The sequence below is a fragment of the Streptomyces sp. NPDC103540 genome, assembly GCF_055584445.1.
In genome coordinates, this window is sequence record NZ_JBVJMA010000022.1 from 89,204 (window position 1) to 104,215 (window position 15,012).

Consider the following 15,012-nt stretch of genomic DNA (forward strand, 5'->3'; position numbering starts at 1 on the left):
GGTCTGCCGACTGTCGGCGGCCTCTCCGGCGGGCCGCCGTCCTCCTCATTCGCAGGCACGCGTCGCGCAGCGGCCAGGACAGCTGGCTGCCGAGAACGCGGTACCTCGCGTAGTTCAGAGAACTGACCAGCCCAAAGCTCAGATTCCCGGCCCAGACGGGACGCGCCACGGCCGCCACCTCCTCGCGTTCGACCCCCTCGCCTGTGCACGGCCCCTACCCGTTCTCGGGCACCCGACCTGTCGGCGGTGCGGAGGGACGATCTGCCGAACGGGACAGAAAGCGGAATGTCGACTTCCCATCGAGAATCGAACAGAATTACGATTCAAGGGTGAACGACGAGACCTTGCCCCACGACCTCCTCCAGCTGCAGGAACGCCTCCACCGCGCCCACGCCGAGCACCGCGCCTACCTGGCCGCCCTGCCCTGGAGCGTGGAACCGATGAAGGGCTGGGAACGAGGGGAGCGGTACTCCCACCGCGGGGACGTGCCCGACAGCCCCGGCTGGACAGCGGAGCAGAAGGAGACCGTCGGCCGGATGTGGGCCGAGATCCGCCGGCTGTCGATCGACGTCGTCGACCACCCCCACTGGAAGCGCATCCCCACCGAGATCATGGTGGCGAGCCGTATGCGCCTGAAGCGGGAAGCCCGTCCCACCGAAGCCACCGAGGCGGTCTGACCACCGTGCGGGACCCACTTCTGCCCCTGCCTCCGAACCTGGATCAGCTCCTGGTCATACGCCGCTGGCTGGAGCTCACCCTCACCCGCGTCGACGAGAAGATCAGCGTCGTCCGGGCAGCCGAGGAAGAACAGGCCCGCCGCCGACCGCTCCCGAAGCCGCCGCGCTGGTGGATCGAGTACGGCATCGGCGCCACCCGCCGCCCCGACCGCGTGCACACCGGCGCCTGCGGGATCACCAGCCGAGGCAAGCCGGCCACCCGAGAGTCGATCCTCGAAGTCCTGCGGACCGTGCCGTCGGTCATCGCGTGCCCGCTGTGCAGGCCCGACAGCGAGCTCGGCCTCCTCGATTCCTAATCAGGTTGTCAAGCGAGCTGGGTGACGGGCGGTGTGGGGTTGTAGCACCGTCCGTCACGCAGGAGGGCCCACAAGACGTTGACCCGGCGTCTGGCAAGTGCCATGACAGCCTGGCTGTGCCGTTTGCCCTGAGCGCGCTTGCGGTCGTAGAAGCGGCGGGATTCCTCGCAGCAGCGGATGCTGATCAACGCGGAGGTGTAGAAGACGCGTTGGAGGCGTCGGCTGTAGCGGGTGGGGCGGTGCAGGTTGCCGCTCACCTTCCCGGAATCACGGGGCACCGGAGAGACACCCGCGAAGGCTGCCAGCCGGTCGGCGCTGGCGAAGGCGTCCATGTCGCCGCCGGTGGCGGCCAGGAACTCGGCGCCCAGCAGGACACCGATGCCGGGCATGCTTGCGATCACCTCGGCTTTGCGGTGCCGGCGAAACCGGCCCTCTATGAGCTTGTCGGTCTCCGCGATCCTCTCGTTGAGGGTCATGACCTCCCTGGTCAGGGAGTGCACCACGTGGGCGGTCATGTCCTCGCCGGGGACGGTGGTGTGCTGTCCTTCGGCGGCCCGGACGGCTTTGGCGGCGAGTTCGTCGGAGCCGCGGACCTTGCGGTTGTGCAGCCACGTGGCCAGACGACGCTGGCCGGTGCGGCGGATGGCTGCCGGGGTCTGGTAGCCGGTCAGGAGTACCAGGGGGCCAAGGTTGCCCAGGTCGAGTTCACGCTCCAGGCTGGGGAAGATCTCGGTGAGGTGGCCGCGGAGCCGGTTGATGGTCCTGGTGCGGTCGTCGCTGAGGTCACGGCGGTGCCGGGTGAGCACCTGCAGCTCGGACACCAGTTCGTCACCGGGCCGCAGGGGCGTGAGGTCACGCCGGACGCGGGCCTGGTCGGCGATGACCGCCGCGTCTTTGGCGTCGGTCTTGCCGTCACCCCGGTATCCCTCGGAGGCCCGGTTGACCACCCTCCCGGGGATGTAGAGGAGCTGCTGGCTGTGGTTGAGCAGGATCGCGATGACCAGGGCAGCTCCGCCGTCTGCCAGGTCGATGCCCCAGATCGCGTGGTTGCCCAGGGCGAGAACGTCTCCGAGGAGCTGAAGCAGTTCGCTTTCGTTGTTGGCAAGGCGCCGGGACAGCAGCCGCTTGCCGGTCTCGTCGATCACCACGCAGTGGTGATGGGTCTTCCCGGCGTCGATGCCGGCCCAGATCGCTGTCACGCGCTTCTCCGCAGGTCGTTCTCGGGCAGGTACCACGGACGACCTCGCTGTCGAGTCCCTACTGAGCGATCAGTGCCGCAATTCCTAATGAGCAGCCGAGTCGTCGTGGGGTGTCGGGCGGCGAATCGAAGAAAGCCACGGACGGCAGACAGCTGAAAGCCACACCCGACACCCCTGGGTGAGCCAACCCTACGAATGGCTCGCTCATCCCGGTCAACAAGGTAGGGACGGCTGACGGGTGCCGTACGGGGTGAGTGGGTTGCCACTCGTTTCCCTTGCTGGTCGGCAGGCGTTCCGGCCGCACCGGCCTGTCGTCACTCGGCTGCAGGCCGTAGCCATCCCATCGAGCGGGTCGGCAGCTGCATCAGGACCAGACGTGTGTGACCCAGTACTGCTGCGCGCACTTGAGCGGTGAGCCCGTGCTGTAGCCCAGGGTGAAGGCCGTGGTGCGTTCGGACTTGTTGCCGTGCGGTTGGTCTGCGCCGATGGTGGTGTCGCCCGCGGAGACGAGTGCCCGCACTGCCTGCCCCAGGTCGGCGTGGCCGACCAGCTTCTGCTGGGCGGCGCGCTTGGTCCAGGTACCGCTGAAGCAGTCCGCGATGAGCTCCGCCTCCTTCACCGGGATGGTGTTGCCATTCTCGTCCAAAACGGGGGCCCCGTCCTTCATCTCCACGATGGGGGGCAGCTTCAGCTGTGTCATGAACTCCTGGACGACCTCGTGGCCGTACTCGTGCGCCAGCACCGTGGCGACCGCGAATGCGCTGGTGTTGGCCTGCAGACTCATCGCGTTGCCCATGGGCATGTGGATCGCACCCGTGAAGGTCGTTCCCGCCGGATCGGTCCATGTGTCGGCCGAGCAGTAGAAGAAGTTCCGCGTGTCGGTCTGGATCGGTTCAGGCAGACACCGGCTCACGGAATGGTGCCCGGAACCTATGAACACGGAGTACACGGACGGCCCCGTCAGCTTTGCCTGCCTGAAGAAGTTCTTCCAGTACTCATCGATCTTGCCGAAGGTGAACGTCAGATACTTGGCAAGGCCCTCAGGAGTGTCGGTGGGAATCTCCTGCGCGTAAGGCGCCGGAGCGCTGGGGGGTGGGGGCGGCTGCGGTTCCCCCGTCGCGGGACTGACCGCAACGAAGATCAGCGCGGCCGCCAGGGTGGTACACGAGGTTGCAACCTTGCGTCGTCGCATGGCGCACTACCTTTCAGGACCTCCCCCTCTTCCACCGTGCGCCCGCCGGATTTCCCCAGCAACTCCTGCTCACACTGCCGAGGAGCAGAAAGAGACGGTCGACCACCGCACTGCAAGAGCTGGAGGAGCATCGCTGCCTCGGAACCCGTACCTCATGGTGCGGCCCACGCGACAGACCGATGTCCCGGAGCTCGTGAGAGAACTGCGGTCACGAGTCCAAGAGGCGCAGCGCATCCGTGGCGAGTTGATCCGGAACCTGCTCGGCCGTATAGAAAACCTCCGCTATCAGCATGGTTGAGGATGATCCTGAACCTCAGCATCGGGCCGATTCGGACATCGGGGCCGCAACCGTTGTTGTCGCAGCGGAGGTTTTCGCCACGGCCACGGCCACGGCCCCAGACTCCGTCACTGCGTGCCGGGCTCGCCGACGAATTCCTCGGGTACGTCTTCACGCTGGCGACGCAGGGCCGGGTTGCTGAGGATCGGGCGCAGCTTGGCGATCAGTTCGGGTGGCATGGGCGGGGCTGCATCGACCTGGCGGTGGATGTGTGCGATGCATTCGTCGCCGAGTAAGGCTCGGCGTTCGGCGGCGTCCATGATGGTCGTCTCCTTGGGTGGGGGTCTGCTGAGGAAGGCTCAGTGGCGGTTGCCGCCGGCCAGGGCGAGGTCGAGGTTGGTGGAGGAGAGGACGTCGGGGGATTCGACCGGTGGGGGTTCTACTGTCCGTGCGCGGAAGGGGATCACCTGTGCCTCGTGTTCTTCCTCCACGGTGTCGTCGGCCGCGTCTCTTCCGGTGGTGGCATTGTCTTGCCCGGGGGTTTCGGCTCCCCGTGGGGCACCCGGCGAGGTCGTGAGCGGCATGCCGTCGGCGGCGAGCAGCTCGTCTTGACGGGGTGTGGGCGCGTCTTGCCGGCCGGCCTCCAGGCTCGGTGGGCTGGCAGCCAAGAGCAGAGACAGCAGAAGTCCGGCGGATCGGCTGGAGAGGATCTTGGCCGCGTGGATGAGGCGGTGGCGTTGCGCGACGGGTAGGGAAAGGGCCACGCAGCCGACCTCGCCGTCGATGACGAGGGGGACGGCGAAGCAGACCTCGGCGTCGGAGTACTCGAGGATGTCGAACTGGGCGGCGTGCGGGCCGTGGTGGTCGAGGTTGTGGAAAAGGGCCGCGCCGTCGGTGATCGTGCGGCGGGTGAGGGGGATGGGGCGGTGCCGTGAGAGGTGGTCCATCCGTCCCTCGAAGTCGAGCTGGGACAGGAGGCTCTTGCCGACCGCGGTGGCGTGGGCGGCCTCGGTGAAAGCCACCCGTTGGACGACGCCCGGGGTGTCCGGTCCGTCCGACGAGGAGACGATCGAGACTTCGCCCTGGCTGTAGGTGCTGATGTAGACGGCCGCTCCCACGGCAACGCGCAGTGCGTCGAGGACCTGCTCGACGACCGTTCCGGCTTGGCCGGCCTCGGGCAGGGCGATCAGGCGTAGCGCGGGCCCGGGCAGGTATCCGCCGTCGGGTGTGCGCAGGGTCAGGTGTTGCTGGCACAGCCAGACCAGCAGGCGTTGGATGACCTGGTGGGGGAGGCTGGTGGCCCACGCCAGGTACCGTTCGCCGACCGGTCGCCCCGCCCCGGCGATGATCTGCAGCACTTCGAGGACCCGCTGCGCGGACTGCCAGCGTTGCAGTGGCCGACTGGCGGGTGGAACCTGCTGGGCAAGGTGCGTCAGCGACGCGTGGCGTAGGGGGGCAGGCGACCACGTGGCGGACAGGTCCGTTGTGCTCGCCCGCGATTGCGAGGCTGGCACGGCCGGGTCGATGGTCGTGGGCGGGGGGGCGGGGATGGTCTGTGTGCGTCGGGGTTGGGGGATGCGGCTGGTGAACCTGCCGCGTTTGCGGAAGGTGTCCAGAAGAGTCCGTACGTCGGCGGCGAACTCGCCGTCCTGTTTCGAGGTGGTGTTCTCCTGGTTGGCGAGGCCGATGTCGGCGAGATCCCAGCCGGCGTGGCGCAGCAGGGTGCGGGCGTCTTCGTGTCCCCATCGCGCGGCGTTCACGACGAGGGGGAAGGCCTGGGGGGCCGCGTCCGGACCCGACTGTCGCCACAGGGTCACGGCCAGGCGGAACGCGGCGCCGGGGTGGCCGTCCTCGCAGGCCCGCCTGAACCAGTTCCGTGCTCGGGCCAGTTCGCCGGCCCGCAGCGCTTTCGTCCCGAGCCGGTAGCACGAGTTCGCGTGAAGGCGGCGTTCCAGTGCCTCGCCCCGCCACGTCCGTGATGGGCCCCAGTCGCCTTCGGGCCGGTCCCAGAAGTCGGCTCCCCTCAGACCGGACAGCAGGGCGGCGAACGCGGAAGACTGCTCCGCGCCGATGTCGCCCCATTCGCTGTCGTTGACGCTCACATCAATCACCTGAGTCCTCTTCCCGGCGCCGGGTCTTCCTGTGCCGATCGCGGATGTAGAGCTGGACCTGCTCGTCTTCCCTCAGCTCGGCTGCTGCCTTCGTCATCAGGGTCTGGATGCGTGCGGGCTCCCGGTCCATGCGGTCCGCGATGACCTGGTCCTCCATACCCTGGCTGCGCATCTCCGCGACGTCCCTGCGCTGTGTCCTCTTCATCCGCCTGATGGCCGGAATGACCAGTTCCTCAAGGGGGTCCAGGGGGGTGTGCGGTACGAGGCCCGCGTAGTCGCCGTGCAGGTCGGAGGCTCGGCTCGGTCGGGCGACGATCGTGCGTTCGCATTCCTGGAGTCCGGCGTCGTCGAGGGGCTCTGCCAGATCGTCGTAGGCGTCGTTCGCGATGTTGTTCGCGGTCATACGCAGGTATGGCAGAGGGTTGCGGTACTGCTTGTCCGGGTCCTTCTGCCACCTGACGTACGTTCGCACGAGGGCCTCGTGCGCCATGTCGTTCACCCGTGACCGCAGCATCGGGTGCCGGTTCCACAGGCCCGCGGCGATGATGCGGGTCCACTCCGCGACGTGCCTTTCGAAGAGCGTGCGCGCGGCTTCCTGCCACGGCAGTTCCTCGTCGTCCGGGTTGTCTACCACGGGCCGCGCCCCCGTTCACGGGCGTCGTGGGGGGCTATGGTCACCGGTGTCGTCCAGATCGTCATCCGGCCGCCGTCCGGCGGCTCGTACCGCACAGTGACGGACCGCTGGCAGTCGCACGCCCTTTTCAGATCGTGCTCGGCCTGGGGAAGGGATCCCTCGCGTTCCACTCGCCCGCGTAGAGTCCTCGCCCAGGCCTGGCACAGGGCGACAACCGCGGGGGTCACGCCGGCCACGGCCGAGATGAGCCCGGCCACGTCCAGGGCTGTCAATTCACGCTCCACATGTTCGCTCCGAGAGCAACGCATCCGCGTCACGTCTCTCTTACGGCGAGGAGGGCCTCGACTTTCCTCCCGAACGAAACTGATCGAAATCGGCTCTGCCGCGTCGGTCTCTGCCCGCTCCCGACCGGTGCGCGGAGCGCTGCGGATGACTGAACCCTCCAGGACAGGTACGGGTACGGGTACGTACCCGTACCCTTGAGTATGGGAAGGAGCACGACCATGTCCGATGCCAACGTGAGAATTCCAGAGGAAGCCAAGGACCGGCTCGCCGCGATCGCCGCTGCGGAGGGGCTGTCCCTTCGGGCCTACCTGGCCCGCCTCGCCGAGACGATGCTGACGCCTGCCGAACGCGCCGAACGCGCCGAGAAGGCAGCGGCGGCACTGCGGGCGTGGAACGGCTACGACCCGACCGCCGCCGAGCAGCACGCCCTCGACGACGAGCTCGACCGCCGACTCGCCCAGGTGCAGCGCCCGTGAACGAAGCGATGCACATCGTGTTGGACGACACGGCGATGGCGGCGGCCGGGCAGGGCAATGTGCTGGCCTCCCGCCTGATCCACCGTGCCCACGCCGAGCCGGGCTGGTTCCTCTACGCACCCACCTGCGCCCTCGTCGAAGCCGACCGGGCACGCCCCGGCACCGCCGAGCACCTCGCGGCCCTGCCCGGCATCACCGTCCTCGACCTCGACCTGCCCGCCGCACTCGCCGTCGCCCAGGAGGAGACCTGGTCGGCCGCCCACAGCCGGCACGCCGCCCAACCCACCGCGGACCGACCCGATGGTGCGGTCGTGGCCACCACCGACCCGAAACGCTGGGAAGGCCAGCCCGTCCGGATCCTCGACCTCACCCCGTAGACGGTCCCGGGCGCGAATCGTGCAGCCCAGGCGCGTGGGGGACGACCGTAGTTCACCCGCCTTCGAAAGCCCCGACCCGGGCATGGCGCAGAGGCCGCCCGCGGTGATCCGATCCGCCCGGCCGTCCTGCTTGCCGAGCAGAGGGCAGGCAAGGGGGAGGACACGCTCGCGATCCGCGAAGTCACCCGTCGTGCCCGTGCCCGGGTCGGCCCGCGTCGAGGTCGACGGTTAAGACGTGGCGGCGGGCTCCGCTTCGTCGCCTGCGTCCCGCAGGGCGTCTTCCAGGTCGTCCAGGGTGGTTTCGGCGGGGGTGCCGGTGGCCTGCAGGGCAAGGATGCTGGTTCCGCAGTAGGAGGTCAGGGCGAGCAGGAGGTCGAGGAAGCGGGCCTGGTCCTGCGCGAGGGTGCGCCCCATCACCTCCACGCCCTGGTCGTGGAGCAGGCCCCGGATCGTCGCGACCATGAGCTTGTGCACCTCGTCGTCCCCGGCCCGCTCCAGGCCGCCGAGGAACTCCTCAAGTGTCTTCTCTCCCCGCGAGGCGACCTCCGCGCTGAGGCCGAGCGCTGCGAGGGCGAGACCTGCGGCGAGGTTGGTCAGGCGGTCGGCTCCGTTGTCGTCGGCGTCAGCGTGGGCCGCAGCCGCGATCAGGCGCCCGGTCGGGAGATCCAGTTTCGAGACGACGTCCTCGCGGTGGCTCGCTGGATCGAGCGAGGCGCGAAGGAGTTCCATGACGGGCGCGTGCGTGAGTTCGCTCATCACGCCATCCTGCCCACCGGGCCGCACGGCCGGGCCGAAATCGGCAAGACCGCTACGGCAACGCCGTCACCCGGCAACCCGCTCAGGTAGAGCGGCAGACCGCCACGCTACGCACACTGACCTGTCGCGCCTTCCCGGAACCCGACGTTTCGGACCATGCGCCGGCCCCGATCGAGGGCCCGCACCGAGCCCCGCCGCCGGGCTGCCCGTGGGCTCCGGTGTGGACCTCTCGGTACCACCTCAGGTCGCCGTGCAGCAGGGGGAGGGATGTGGTTGTCAGACCGGTGGGGGACGATCCGGGAATGACGACGACGCCCATGACCGAGACGTTGCGCGCGTACCGCTTCGCGCTCGATCCCACACCCGGACAGATCGAAATCCTCCAGCGGTACGCCACCGCCGCCCGCTGCGGTTTCAACTTCGCCCTCGGCTACATGGTCGCCGTGCACAAGATCTGGGAGCGCGGCCGCGACTCTCTGATAGTAGAGGGCATGGACAAGGCCGCGGCGACCAAGGCAGCGCCGAAAGTGAAGGTCCCCAACGCGTTCCGGGCACAGGCGTTCTTCCGAGAGGTCAAGGGCCGGCCGCTGGTTGGTCCCCTGCCCGAAGGCGTGGAGCACTCGGCGCCGTATCCGTGGTGGGAGGGGGTCTCCAACCGTGCCTATTACACGGCGATGGAGGACGCGGCCAGGGCGTGGAAGAACTGGATGGACTCCGCGGCCGGCCGCCGGGCGGGCGGGCGTGTCGGCTATCCCCACTTCAAGCGGCGCGGGCGTACCCGGGAGCGGTTCCGGCTCGTCCACAACGTCAAGAAGCCCGAGATCCGGTTCGAGACGTCCCGGCGGCTGCGGATCCCTGGCGGTGGCGGCCAGCCCGCCTTCACCGTCCGCCTCCACCAGGACGCCCGCGATCTGCTCCGTCTGATCGCTGACGGCCGGGCCGTCGTCAACTCCGTGACCGTCTCACGCGAGGGTCACCGCTGGCACGCCTCCGTCCTGTGTTCCGTCCGGCAACACATCCCCGAAGGTCCCTCCCGCCGCCAGGCCGCCGCCGGCCGCATCGGAGTCGACCTCGGTGTGAAAGTCCTCGCCGCGGTCTCCGACCCCCTCACCCTCACCCCGGCCACTGGGCCCACCACCATGATCGAAAACCCACGCCATCTGGCCGCCACCGAACGCAAACTCGCCCGCGCGCAGCGGGTCATGGCCCGCCGCCACGTCCGCGGCGCCGCCCAGCAGTCCAAGGGCTACATGGAGGCGCGCGCCCGCGTCGCCAAACTCCACGCCCAGCTGGCCGCGCGCCGCACGAGCGCCCTGCACCTGATATCCAAGCGGCTGGTCCAGCAGTACGCCGAGATCGCGCTGGAGTCCCTCAACACCAAGGGCATGACCTCCTCCGCGAAGGGCACCCTGAACAGCCCCGGCCGCAACGTCCGCCAGAAAGCCGGCCTGAACCGGGCGATCCTGGACGCAGGCTTCGGCGAACTCAACCGCCAGATCACCTACAAGGCCGCCTGGCACGGCGCCGCCCTCGCCCGCGTCCCCACCTTCTTTCGCTCCTCCAAAACCTGCTCCGCGTGCGGCTGGATCGACACAGCACAAACCTTGAAGGACCGCGACTTCAACTGCCAGTCGTGCGGTATGGTCCTGGACCGGGACGCCAACGCGGCCCACAACATCAAGAACCACGCAACACCCGTCCGGCCCTGAACCGGACCAGTCCCCTGGAACAGGGGCTGTAACGCCCGTGGACTGCACGTAAGCCCCAGGCGCCGCCCAGTGCGACGCCCGGGCAGGCAGAACGAAGCGGGAAGACCGACGCACCAACAGTCGGCCACCCTGGGACAGTAATGCCCCAGTCATCCCAAAACTCCACAACGTGCGCAAACGGGAACAATGTCCAAATCGGCGAAAGTGGCCGAGCAGACAACCGACCACCCAAAACACCACTGGTCACGAAGGGTGCTGCCCGCACGCGTAGGGATGGTCCCTTCCGCCCAACCGGGTGAACGCAAGCAGGGGGGTGCTGCCCGCACGCGTAGGGATGGTCCCTTCCGCCCAACCGGGTGAACGCAAGCAGGGGGGTGCTGCCCGCACGCGTAGGGATGGTCCCCACAGGTCCGGCTCCCCCCAGCACGGGAGATAGTGCTGCCCGCACGCGTAGGGATGGTCCCAGACCGTGATTCAGGCGGAGTTGACCGCCACCGTGCTGCCCGCACGCGTAGGGATGGTCCCGAGCCGCGCACCTCCCGCACCAGGGCGGGGATCTGTGCTGCCCGCACGCGTAGGGATGGTCCCGTGTAGGTGAACCGGTGGCCGGTGCGCTGATCAGTGCTCCCCGCACGCGTAGGGATGGTCCCGCGCGGGTGGAGGTCGCCGCCCCCGTAGGGGGGTGCTCCCCGCACGCGTAGGGATGGTCCCCAAGGGACGGAATCCCACATGCAGCTACCTCCGTGCTCCCCGCACGCGTAGGGATGGTCCCCCGAGGCGGTTCAAGGCCGCGTACGTCACCTCGTGCTCCCCGCACGCGTAGGGATGGTCCCTCGCCCACCGCCATCAGGTGGAGATGCCCATCGTGCTCCCCGCACGCGTAGGGATGGTCCCAACTCCTGGTGACCGAACTGTCCCACCGGATGGTGCTCCCCGCACGCGTAGGGATTCCCTGGTCGGGCGAGCTCAACCCGGAGATCATCAGGTGTTCCCCACCTTGACCCGCATCGCAGACCAGCCCACCGGCCCTGCCACGGCGGGCTCTGATGCTTCAGCCGGATGCGGGACCGGAACGGCATTGTGAACCCGAGAGGCAGGGTGACGTCGTCCGTGTCACGGTGATGCGGTCCACGGAAGCGGGGCCCGGCCCGCCCGGAAGCCGGTCGGCCCCCGCATGGCGTCGGTTCAGGACAGGGCCGTCCGTGCCGATCAACGAGCAAGTCCCCGGAAAGACCCGGCGCCGGTTCCCTTAGCGGTGATCTCCGGCTTCGCAGGGCCGAAGGGACACCTGGCTCACCCTTGCGGATCCGGCACGCCGTGCCTGGGCTCTCGCCTGCTTCGTGGCGCCGGCTGCATGCGTTTCCGCTCCCGGGCCCGGCCCTGCGATAATCGGTGTGGCGTACGAGCCCTTCCGATGAACGGAGCCCTGGTGTCCGAAGAGCCGATCTACGACGACCCGGATACCCAGCTGGCCCGCCGGGTGGCGGCGCTGGAGCGTCTCGCGGAGACCCAGGACATTCTGGACCGCACCGAGGCCCTGGCCGCGCGCCAGCGTCAGCAGGTCGAGCAGTCGCGTACGCAGCTGCTGGAGAAGATCTCGCGGACCCAGGACGAGCACGGGGCCGTACTGGCCCAGCACGGCGAGATGCTCACCGAGATCCTCGCTCTCCTGCGTAGCACGAACGGGCCCGCTCGCTGAGCGGTCGCCCACGAAGACGGCCTCGACCGGACATGGTCGGGGCCGTTCGTGCGTCCGGGGTCAGTTTCCGGCGCGCAGGTGTTCCTGCCGGGCCTGGACCAGGCGGCGCCACGACGAGCGGACGTGGTCTTCGCTCGTGGTCCAGCGGGTGGTCGACGGCTCCGGTAGGGGCAGGGCGGCCATGAAGTGTGCGATGTCGGTGAAGTAGGCGAAGTCGCCGGTGGCGGTCAGCGCGCGCAGCCGATCGATGGCGGCGGCCAAGTCCTGGTTTTCGCCGCAGACCGCGTGGTGGAAGGCGAGGGCGAGCTCCACGAACCGGTGGAGGAAGGGAAGCCCTGCGGCCTCGATCTCGGCGTTCAGGCTTTGGGCGCGGCCGGTGACGCTGCTGGTTCCGGCGTCCTTGATCAGGGCGACAACTTGGGCAAGGAGGGTGTTCGAGCGCTGGTCGAGGCCGTCGAGAAGCTGGCGGGCAAGGGCGAGCTCATCGTCGGCGCGGGCGGGGTCGGCGAAGGAGACGGCGAGGGCCAGGCGGACCTGCATCATGGCCCGCTCGCCGGCGGCCCCGTGCTGCTCGGCTTCCGCACGGCCGGCTTCGAAGGCTGCGATGGCGGCCGCGGTGTCGGCCTGGGACCAGCGGATGTCGCCGAGGACGCGGTGGTGGCGTCCCTTCCAGCCCAGGGTGGGAACGGCGGCCAGTGCGGTGGGGAAGTCTCCGGCGAGGCGGGCCAGGTTGGCCAGACCGCGCAGAGCCCGGGGCGCGTAGCGGCCACCGGAGTCGGCGACCTGCTGCATTCCCGCGCGGGCGGCCTGGTTCTGGCTGAGGTCCTTGTACGCCTTTGCCCGGTAGTACAGGCCCACTTCGGCGAGTTCGGCGGGCAGCAGGCCGCTGTCGAGGACCGTGGTGAGGCGGTCCGCGGTCCGTTGGCGGTGCTCGTGCTGGCGGCGGGCGATGGCGGTGAGGAGCTCGGCCAAGGCGTCGGCGGGGGTGTTGGGGGCCGGTTCGGTGCTGATGTCCGTGGGCAGAGCGAGGGGCTCCCACACGGAGTCGTCGACGTAGGCGTGGGCGGCGGCGGTGAGCCAGCCCAGGTCGGTGAGGCGGTGGTCGCGGGCCAGGCGCAGGCCCTGGCGCAGGCACGCGACGAGGAGCAGCCGGCTGGGGCCGAGCGTGGTGGCGGTGGTCCACTGCTCGCCGAGGGCGGCCAGGGCGCGGGTGGCGGCCAGGTGCCAGTCGGCCGGAGTCCAGCGGTCGTCGCTGTGCTCGTCGTCACGGACGGCGCTGCGGATGGCGCGGTGCAGGTGGTAGGGCCACAGCGCGTACGGGTTCTCGGTGACCAGGGGCCGCTCGGTCAGGCGTCGGGCCGGAGCCTGCTGGGGGAGGCCGGCGGTGCGGGTGGCGAGGTCGAGGTCGAAGGCGTCCAGCAGGGAGACCGAACGCAGGAGGTGGCGTTCTTCGGGTGTGAGGTCGGAGAGGGTGCGGGCGAGGAGGGCGGGGAAGGTGCAGTCGAAGTCGGCCGGGGTGGGGGTGCGGCCGGTGCGGCGGATTTCCAGGAAGCGGGAGACGGCGAGGTCGAGGTGGAGGGGCAGGCCGTGGGAGCGGGCGGTGATTGCGGCCCGGATGTCGGCGCCGATGAGGGGTTGGCCGTCTTGGACCAGGCGGCGGGCGAGGTGGGTCTCGCAGTCCTCGGGGGAGAGATCGCCGATCAGATATTGCCGGGCGCCAGAGCTGGCTGCCCGCGGCTGCGGAACCGCCATGGAGGTGGAGGCGGAGGAGGTGGCGAGGCCGGGCCAGGCGGCGGGGCCGGTCCAGTCGAGCTGGCCGTGGAGCGCGGGGTCGGCCCACGGCAGCCGGCTGCGGCCGCCGATGACGAAGAAGGCGTTCGGCATGAGCCAGACCAGGCGCTGCAGCAGCCGCTCGAAGTCCCGGTGGCGGTCTGCGGTGTCCTCGAAGGTGTCCAGCAGGATCACCGGGACAATGCGCTTCTTCGCGGGCAGCCGGTTCAGGTCCCACGCGAGCAGGTGCGGGTAGTAGGACAGTGCCTCCAGGTCGGGGGTGGCCTCCAGCAGGGCTGCCGTCCGGCTGGCGCCGGCCAGGGCCTGGGCGCGTTCGTGGCGCTCGCGCAGCGCGTTGACCAGCGCCGAGGTGAGCTGTCCGGCGGCTGAGCCGACCATGCCGGGCAAAGCAAGGGCGGCGGCGACCTCGCCGGCGCCGGCCTGTAGTTGCTGGGGCAGCAGTTCCGCGAACTTCCCGGCCAGGCCGGACCGTCGGATGTACTCGTCCAGCGGCTCGCCGGGGTGGACGTGCTCCCAGTAGTTGCGCAGCGCCACGTCGAAGGAGGGCATCGGCCGGCCCAGGGCCCCGGCGAGGGCGAGGCGGGTCGTCAGGATGACGCGCTCGAAGTCCGAGCCGGTCGACGCGGCCCTGGACAGGTCGATCCGGACGGGCAGCACGCGGTCAGTCCAGGTGGGGGCTCCCCACTGTTCGGGGCGGTGCTCAGCGGCGGTGAGCGCGGCCTCGACCTTGCGGAGCAGGGTCGACTTGCCGACTCCGCCCACGCCGTGGAAGACGAGGACGTTGCTGCGGGGGGCTTCGAGGTCCTCGACGTCGAAGGAGGGGCCGGCGGTGCGGCGCAGGTGTTCCTCCAGCGCGGTGGCCACCATGACCCACTGGTTGTGGCGGTCGGTGAACGCCTCCGCGACGTCGAACGACGACGGGTCGTTGGAGCTGAACAGCGCACGCAGGTCGGCCATGGTCCCCCCACAGGTGATGGTCTCAACTGCCCAATCTATGCCGCGTGTCGGCGTCGGTGCCGAAACGGCCCCCTTGGCGGCTGGCGCCTGGCCGCCAAGGAGGCGGGGCGCTAGTTGGTTCCGGTCGCGCCGGTCTTGCGGATGATCAGCACCATGATGGCGCGGGCGTGGTTGGCCACGGCGCGCAGGTGCTCTCGGATGGTCTCCGCCTCCTTCTTGGCCTCGTGACCGCACGGGGCGTGCGGGTCGGAGGCGAGGGCGACGAAGGAGATGGTGCCCATCGCGAGCGGGACGGTCTGGTTGATCAGGTCGAGCACGGGATTCCCCCTGGCGAGTTGTGAGTTCGGTGTGTGCCGGGCGCCTCGGCACGGCTCCAGAATCACGGCGGGGAAATCAAGATCGCAAACGGCCGGTCGGGCCTCGCGGAAAGTCTCGGAGGGGGTGGTGTGTGTTGTTGTCCCTACTCCGTACGGAGTAGGGAAAACAACACACACCACCCCCTCCGAGACTTTCCGC

The 15,012-nt window shown here is 69.4% G+C and carries 14 protein-coding genes and 1 CRISPR repeat array; of the genes, 6 read left to right on the forward strand and 8 right to left on the reverse strand.

Going from position 1 to position 15,012, the window contains the following annotated elements; genetic code table 11:
• Window positions 1–329: 329 nt before the first annotated feature.
• Together ACZ6ZI_RS36510 and ACZ6ZI_RS36515 are read left to right on the forward strand one after the other, a co-directional pair.
• Complete coding sequence (locus ACZ6ZI_RS36510) at window positions 330–677, forward strand: hypothetical protein (protein ID WP_469528543.1); 348 nt, start codon at window positions 330–332, stop codon at window positions 675–677.
• Window positions 678–682: 5 nt separating this feature from the next.
• The gene (locus ACZ6ZI_RS36515; RefSeq protein WP_469528546.1) at window positions 683–1,033 is read left to right on the forward strand and encodes a DUF6233 domain-containing protein; all 351 of its coding nucleotides are present in this window, start codon (window positions 683–685) and stop codon (window positions 1,031–1,033) included.
• An 8-nt stretch (window positions 1,034–1,041) separates the two neighbouring features.
• Here ACZ6ZI_RS36515 and ACZ6ZI_RS36520 read toward each other — a convergent pair whose 3' ends face one another.
• From ACZ6ZI_RS36520 to ACZ6ZI_RS36540, 5 genes are all read right to left on the reverse strand, one after another.
• Window positions 1,042–2,232, reverse strand: a complete 1,191-nt coding sequence (locus ACZ6ZI_RS36520) for an IS110 family RNA-guided transposase (RefSeq protein ID WP_469528549.1) — start codon at window positions 2,230–2,232, stop codon at window positions 1,042–1,044.
• A 364-nt stretch (window positions 2,233–2,596) separates the two neighbouring features.
• Window positions 2,597–3,424, reverse strand: a complete 828-nt coding sequence (locus ACZ6ZI_RS36525; RefSeq protein ID WP_469528552.1) for a neutral zinc metallopeptidase — start codon at window positions 3,422–3,424, stop codon at window positions 2,597–2,599.
• A gap of 405 nt (window positions 3,425–3,829) precedes the next feature.
• The gene (locus tag ACZ6ZI_RS36530) at window positions 3,830–4,021 is read right to left on the reverse strand and encodes a hypothetical protein (protein ID WP_469528555.1); all 192 of its coding nucleotides are present in this window, start codon (window positions 4,019–4,021) and stop codon (window positions 3,830–3,832) included.
• 39 nt (window positions 4,022–4,060) lie between these two features.
• Window positions 4,061–5,803: an IclR family transcriptional regulator domain-containing protein gene (locus ACZ6ZI_RS36535; protein ID WP_469528556.1), complete on the reverse strand. Its 1,743-nt coding sequence runs from the start codon at window positions 5,801–5,803 to the stop codon at window positions 4,061–4,063.
• A 1-nt stretch (window position 5,804) separates the two neighbouring features.
• On the reverse strand, window positions 5,805–6,446 hold the full coding sequence (locus ACZ6ZI_RS36540; protein ID WP_469528558.1) for an RNA polymerase sigma factor: 642 nt from the start codon (window positions 6,444–6,446) through the stop codon (window positions 5,805–5,807).
• Window positions 6,447–6,949: 503 nt separating this feature from the next.
• Between ACZ6ZI_RS36540 and ACZ6ZI_RS36545 the strand changes: the two genes are divergently transcribed.
• Window positions 6,950–7,207: a hypothetical protein gene (locus ACZ6ZI_RS36545; RefSeq protein ID WP_469528559.1), complete on the forward strand. Its 258-nt coding sequence runs from the start codon at window positions 6,950–6,952 to the stop codon at window positions 7,205–7,207.
• Between the two features lie 8 nt (window positions 7,208–7,215).
• Window positions 7,216–7,584, forward strand: coding sequence for a PIN domain-containing protein (locus ACZ6ZI_RS36550; RefSeq protein ID WP_469528623.1), 369 nt, complete (start codon window positions 7,216–7,218; stop codon window positions 7,582–7,584).
• 228 nt (window positions 7,585–7,812) lie between these two features.
• On the opposite strand, the gene ACZ6ZI_RS36555 is transcribed toward ACZ6ZI_RS36550, so the two are convergent.
• Complete coding sequence (locus ACZ6ZI_RS36555) at window positions 7,813–8,340, reverse strand: hypothetical protein (RefSeq protein ID WP_469528562.1); 528 nt, start codon at window positions 8,338–8,340, stop codon at window positions 7,813–7,815.
• A 302-nt stretch (window positions 8,341–8,642) separates the two neighbouring features.
• Here ACZ6ZI_RS36555 and ACZ6ZI_RS36560 point away from each other — a divergent pair, with 302 nt between their 5' ends.
• On the forward strand, window positions 8,643–10,049 hold the full coding sequence (locus ACZ6ZI_RS36560) for an RNA-guided endonuclease InsQ/TnpB family protein (protein ID WP_469528565.1): 1,407 nt from the start codon (window positions 8,643–8,645) through the stop codon (window positions 10,047–10,049).
• A gap of 252 nt (window positions 10,050–10,301) precedes the next feature.
• A CRISPR array of direct repeats spans window positions 10,302–10,943; the repeat unit is 29 nt; unit sequence GTGCTGCCCGCACGCGTAGGGATGGTCCC.
• A gap of 535 nt (window positions 10,944–11,478) precedes the next feature.
• Window positions 11,479–11,748, forward strand: coding sequence for a hypothetical protein (locus tag ACZ6ZI_RS36565; RefSeq protein ID WP_469528566.1), 270 nt, complete (start codon window positions 11,479–11,481; stop codon window positions 11,746–11,748).
• A 60-nt stretch (window positions 11,749–11,808) separates the two neighbouring features.
• Here ACZ6ZI_RS36565 and ACZ6ZI_RS36570 read toward each other — a convergent pair whose 3' ends face one another.
• Entirely contained in the window at window positions 11,809–14,496 is a 2,688-nt protein-coding gene (locus tag ACZ6ZI_RS36570; protein WP_469528568.1) for an ATP/GTP-binding protein, read from the reverse strand.
• Window positions 14,497–14,606: 110 nt separating this feature from the next.
• Complete coding sequence (locus ACZ6ZI_RS36575) at window positions 14,607–14,813, reverse strand: hypothetical protein (protein ID WP_469528571.1); 207 nt, start codon at window positions 14,811–14,813, stop codon at window positions 14,607–14,609.
• Between the last annotated feature and the right edge of the window lie 199 nt (window positions 14,814–15,012).

Bases quoted from the DNA above. Each gene is read 5' to 3' on its own strand.
- ACZ6ZI_RS36525 (WP_469528552.1), bottom strand. From the start codon at position 3,424: ATGCGACGACGCAAGGTTGCAACCTCGTGTACCACCCTGGCGGCCGCG.
- ACZ6ZI_RS36530 (WP_469528555.1), bottom strand. From the start codon at position 4,021: ATGGACGCCGCCGAACGCCGAGCCTTACTCGGCGACGAATGCATCGCA.
- ACZ6ZI_RS36545 (WP_469528559.1), top strand. From the start codon at position 6,950: ATGTCCGATGCCAACGTGAGAATTCCAGAGGAAGCCAAGGACCGGCTC.
- ACZ6ZI_RS36550 (WP_469528623.1), top strand. From the start codon at position 7,216: ATGCACATCGTGTTGGACGACACGGCGATGGCGGCGGCCGGGCAGGGC.
- ACZ6ZI_RS36555 (WP_469528562.1), bottom strand. From the start codon at position 8,340: ATGAGCGAACTCACGCACGCGCCCGTCATGGAACTCCTTCGCGCCTCG.
- ACZ6ZI_RS36560 (WP_469528565.1), top strand. From the start codon at position 8,643: ATGACGACGACGCCCATGACCGAGACGTTGCGCGCGTACCGCTTCGCG.
- ACZ6ZI_RS36570 (WP_469528568.1), bottom strand. From the start codon at position 14,496: ATGGCCGACCTGCGTGCGCTGTTCAGCTCCAACGACCCGTCGTCGTTC.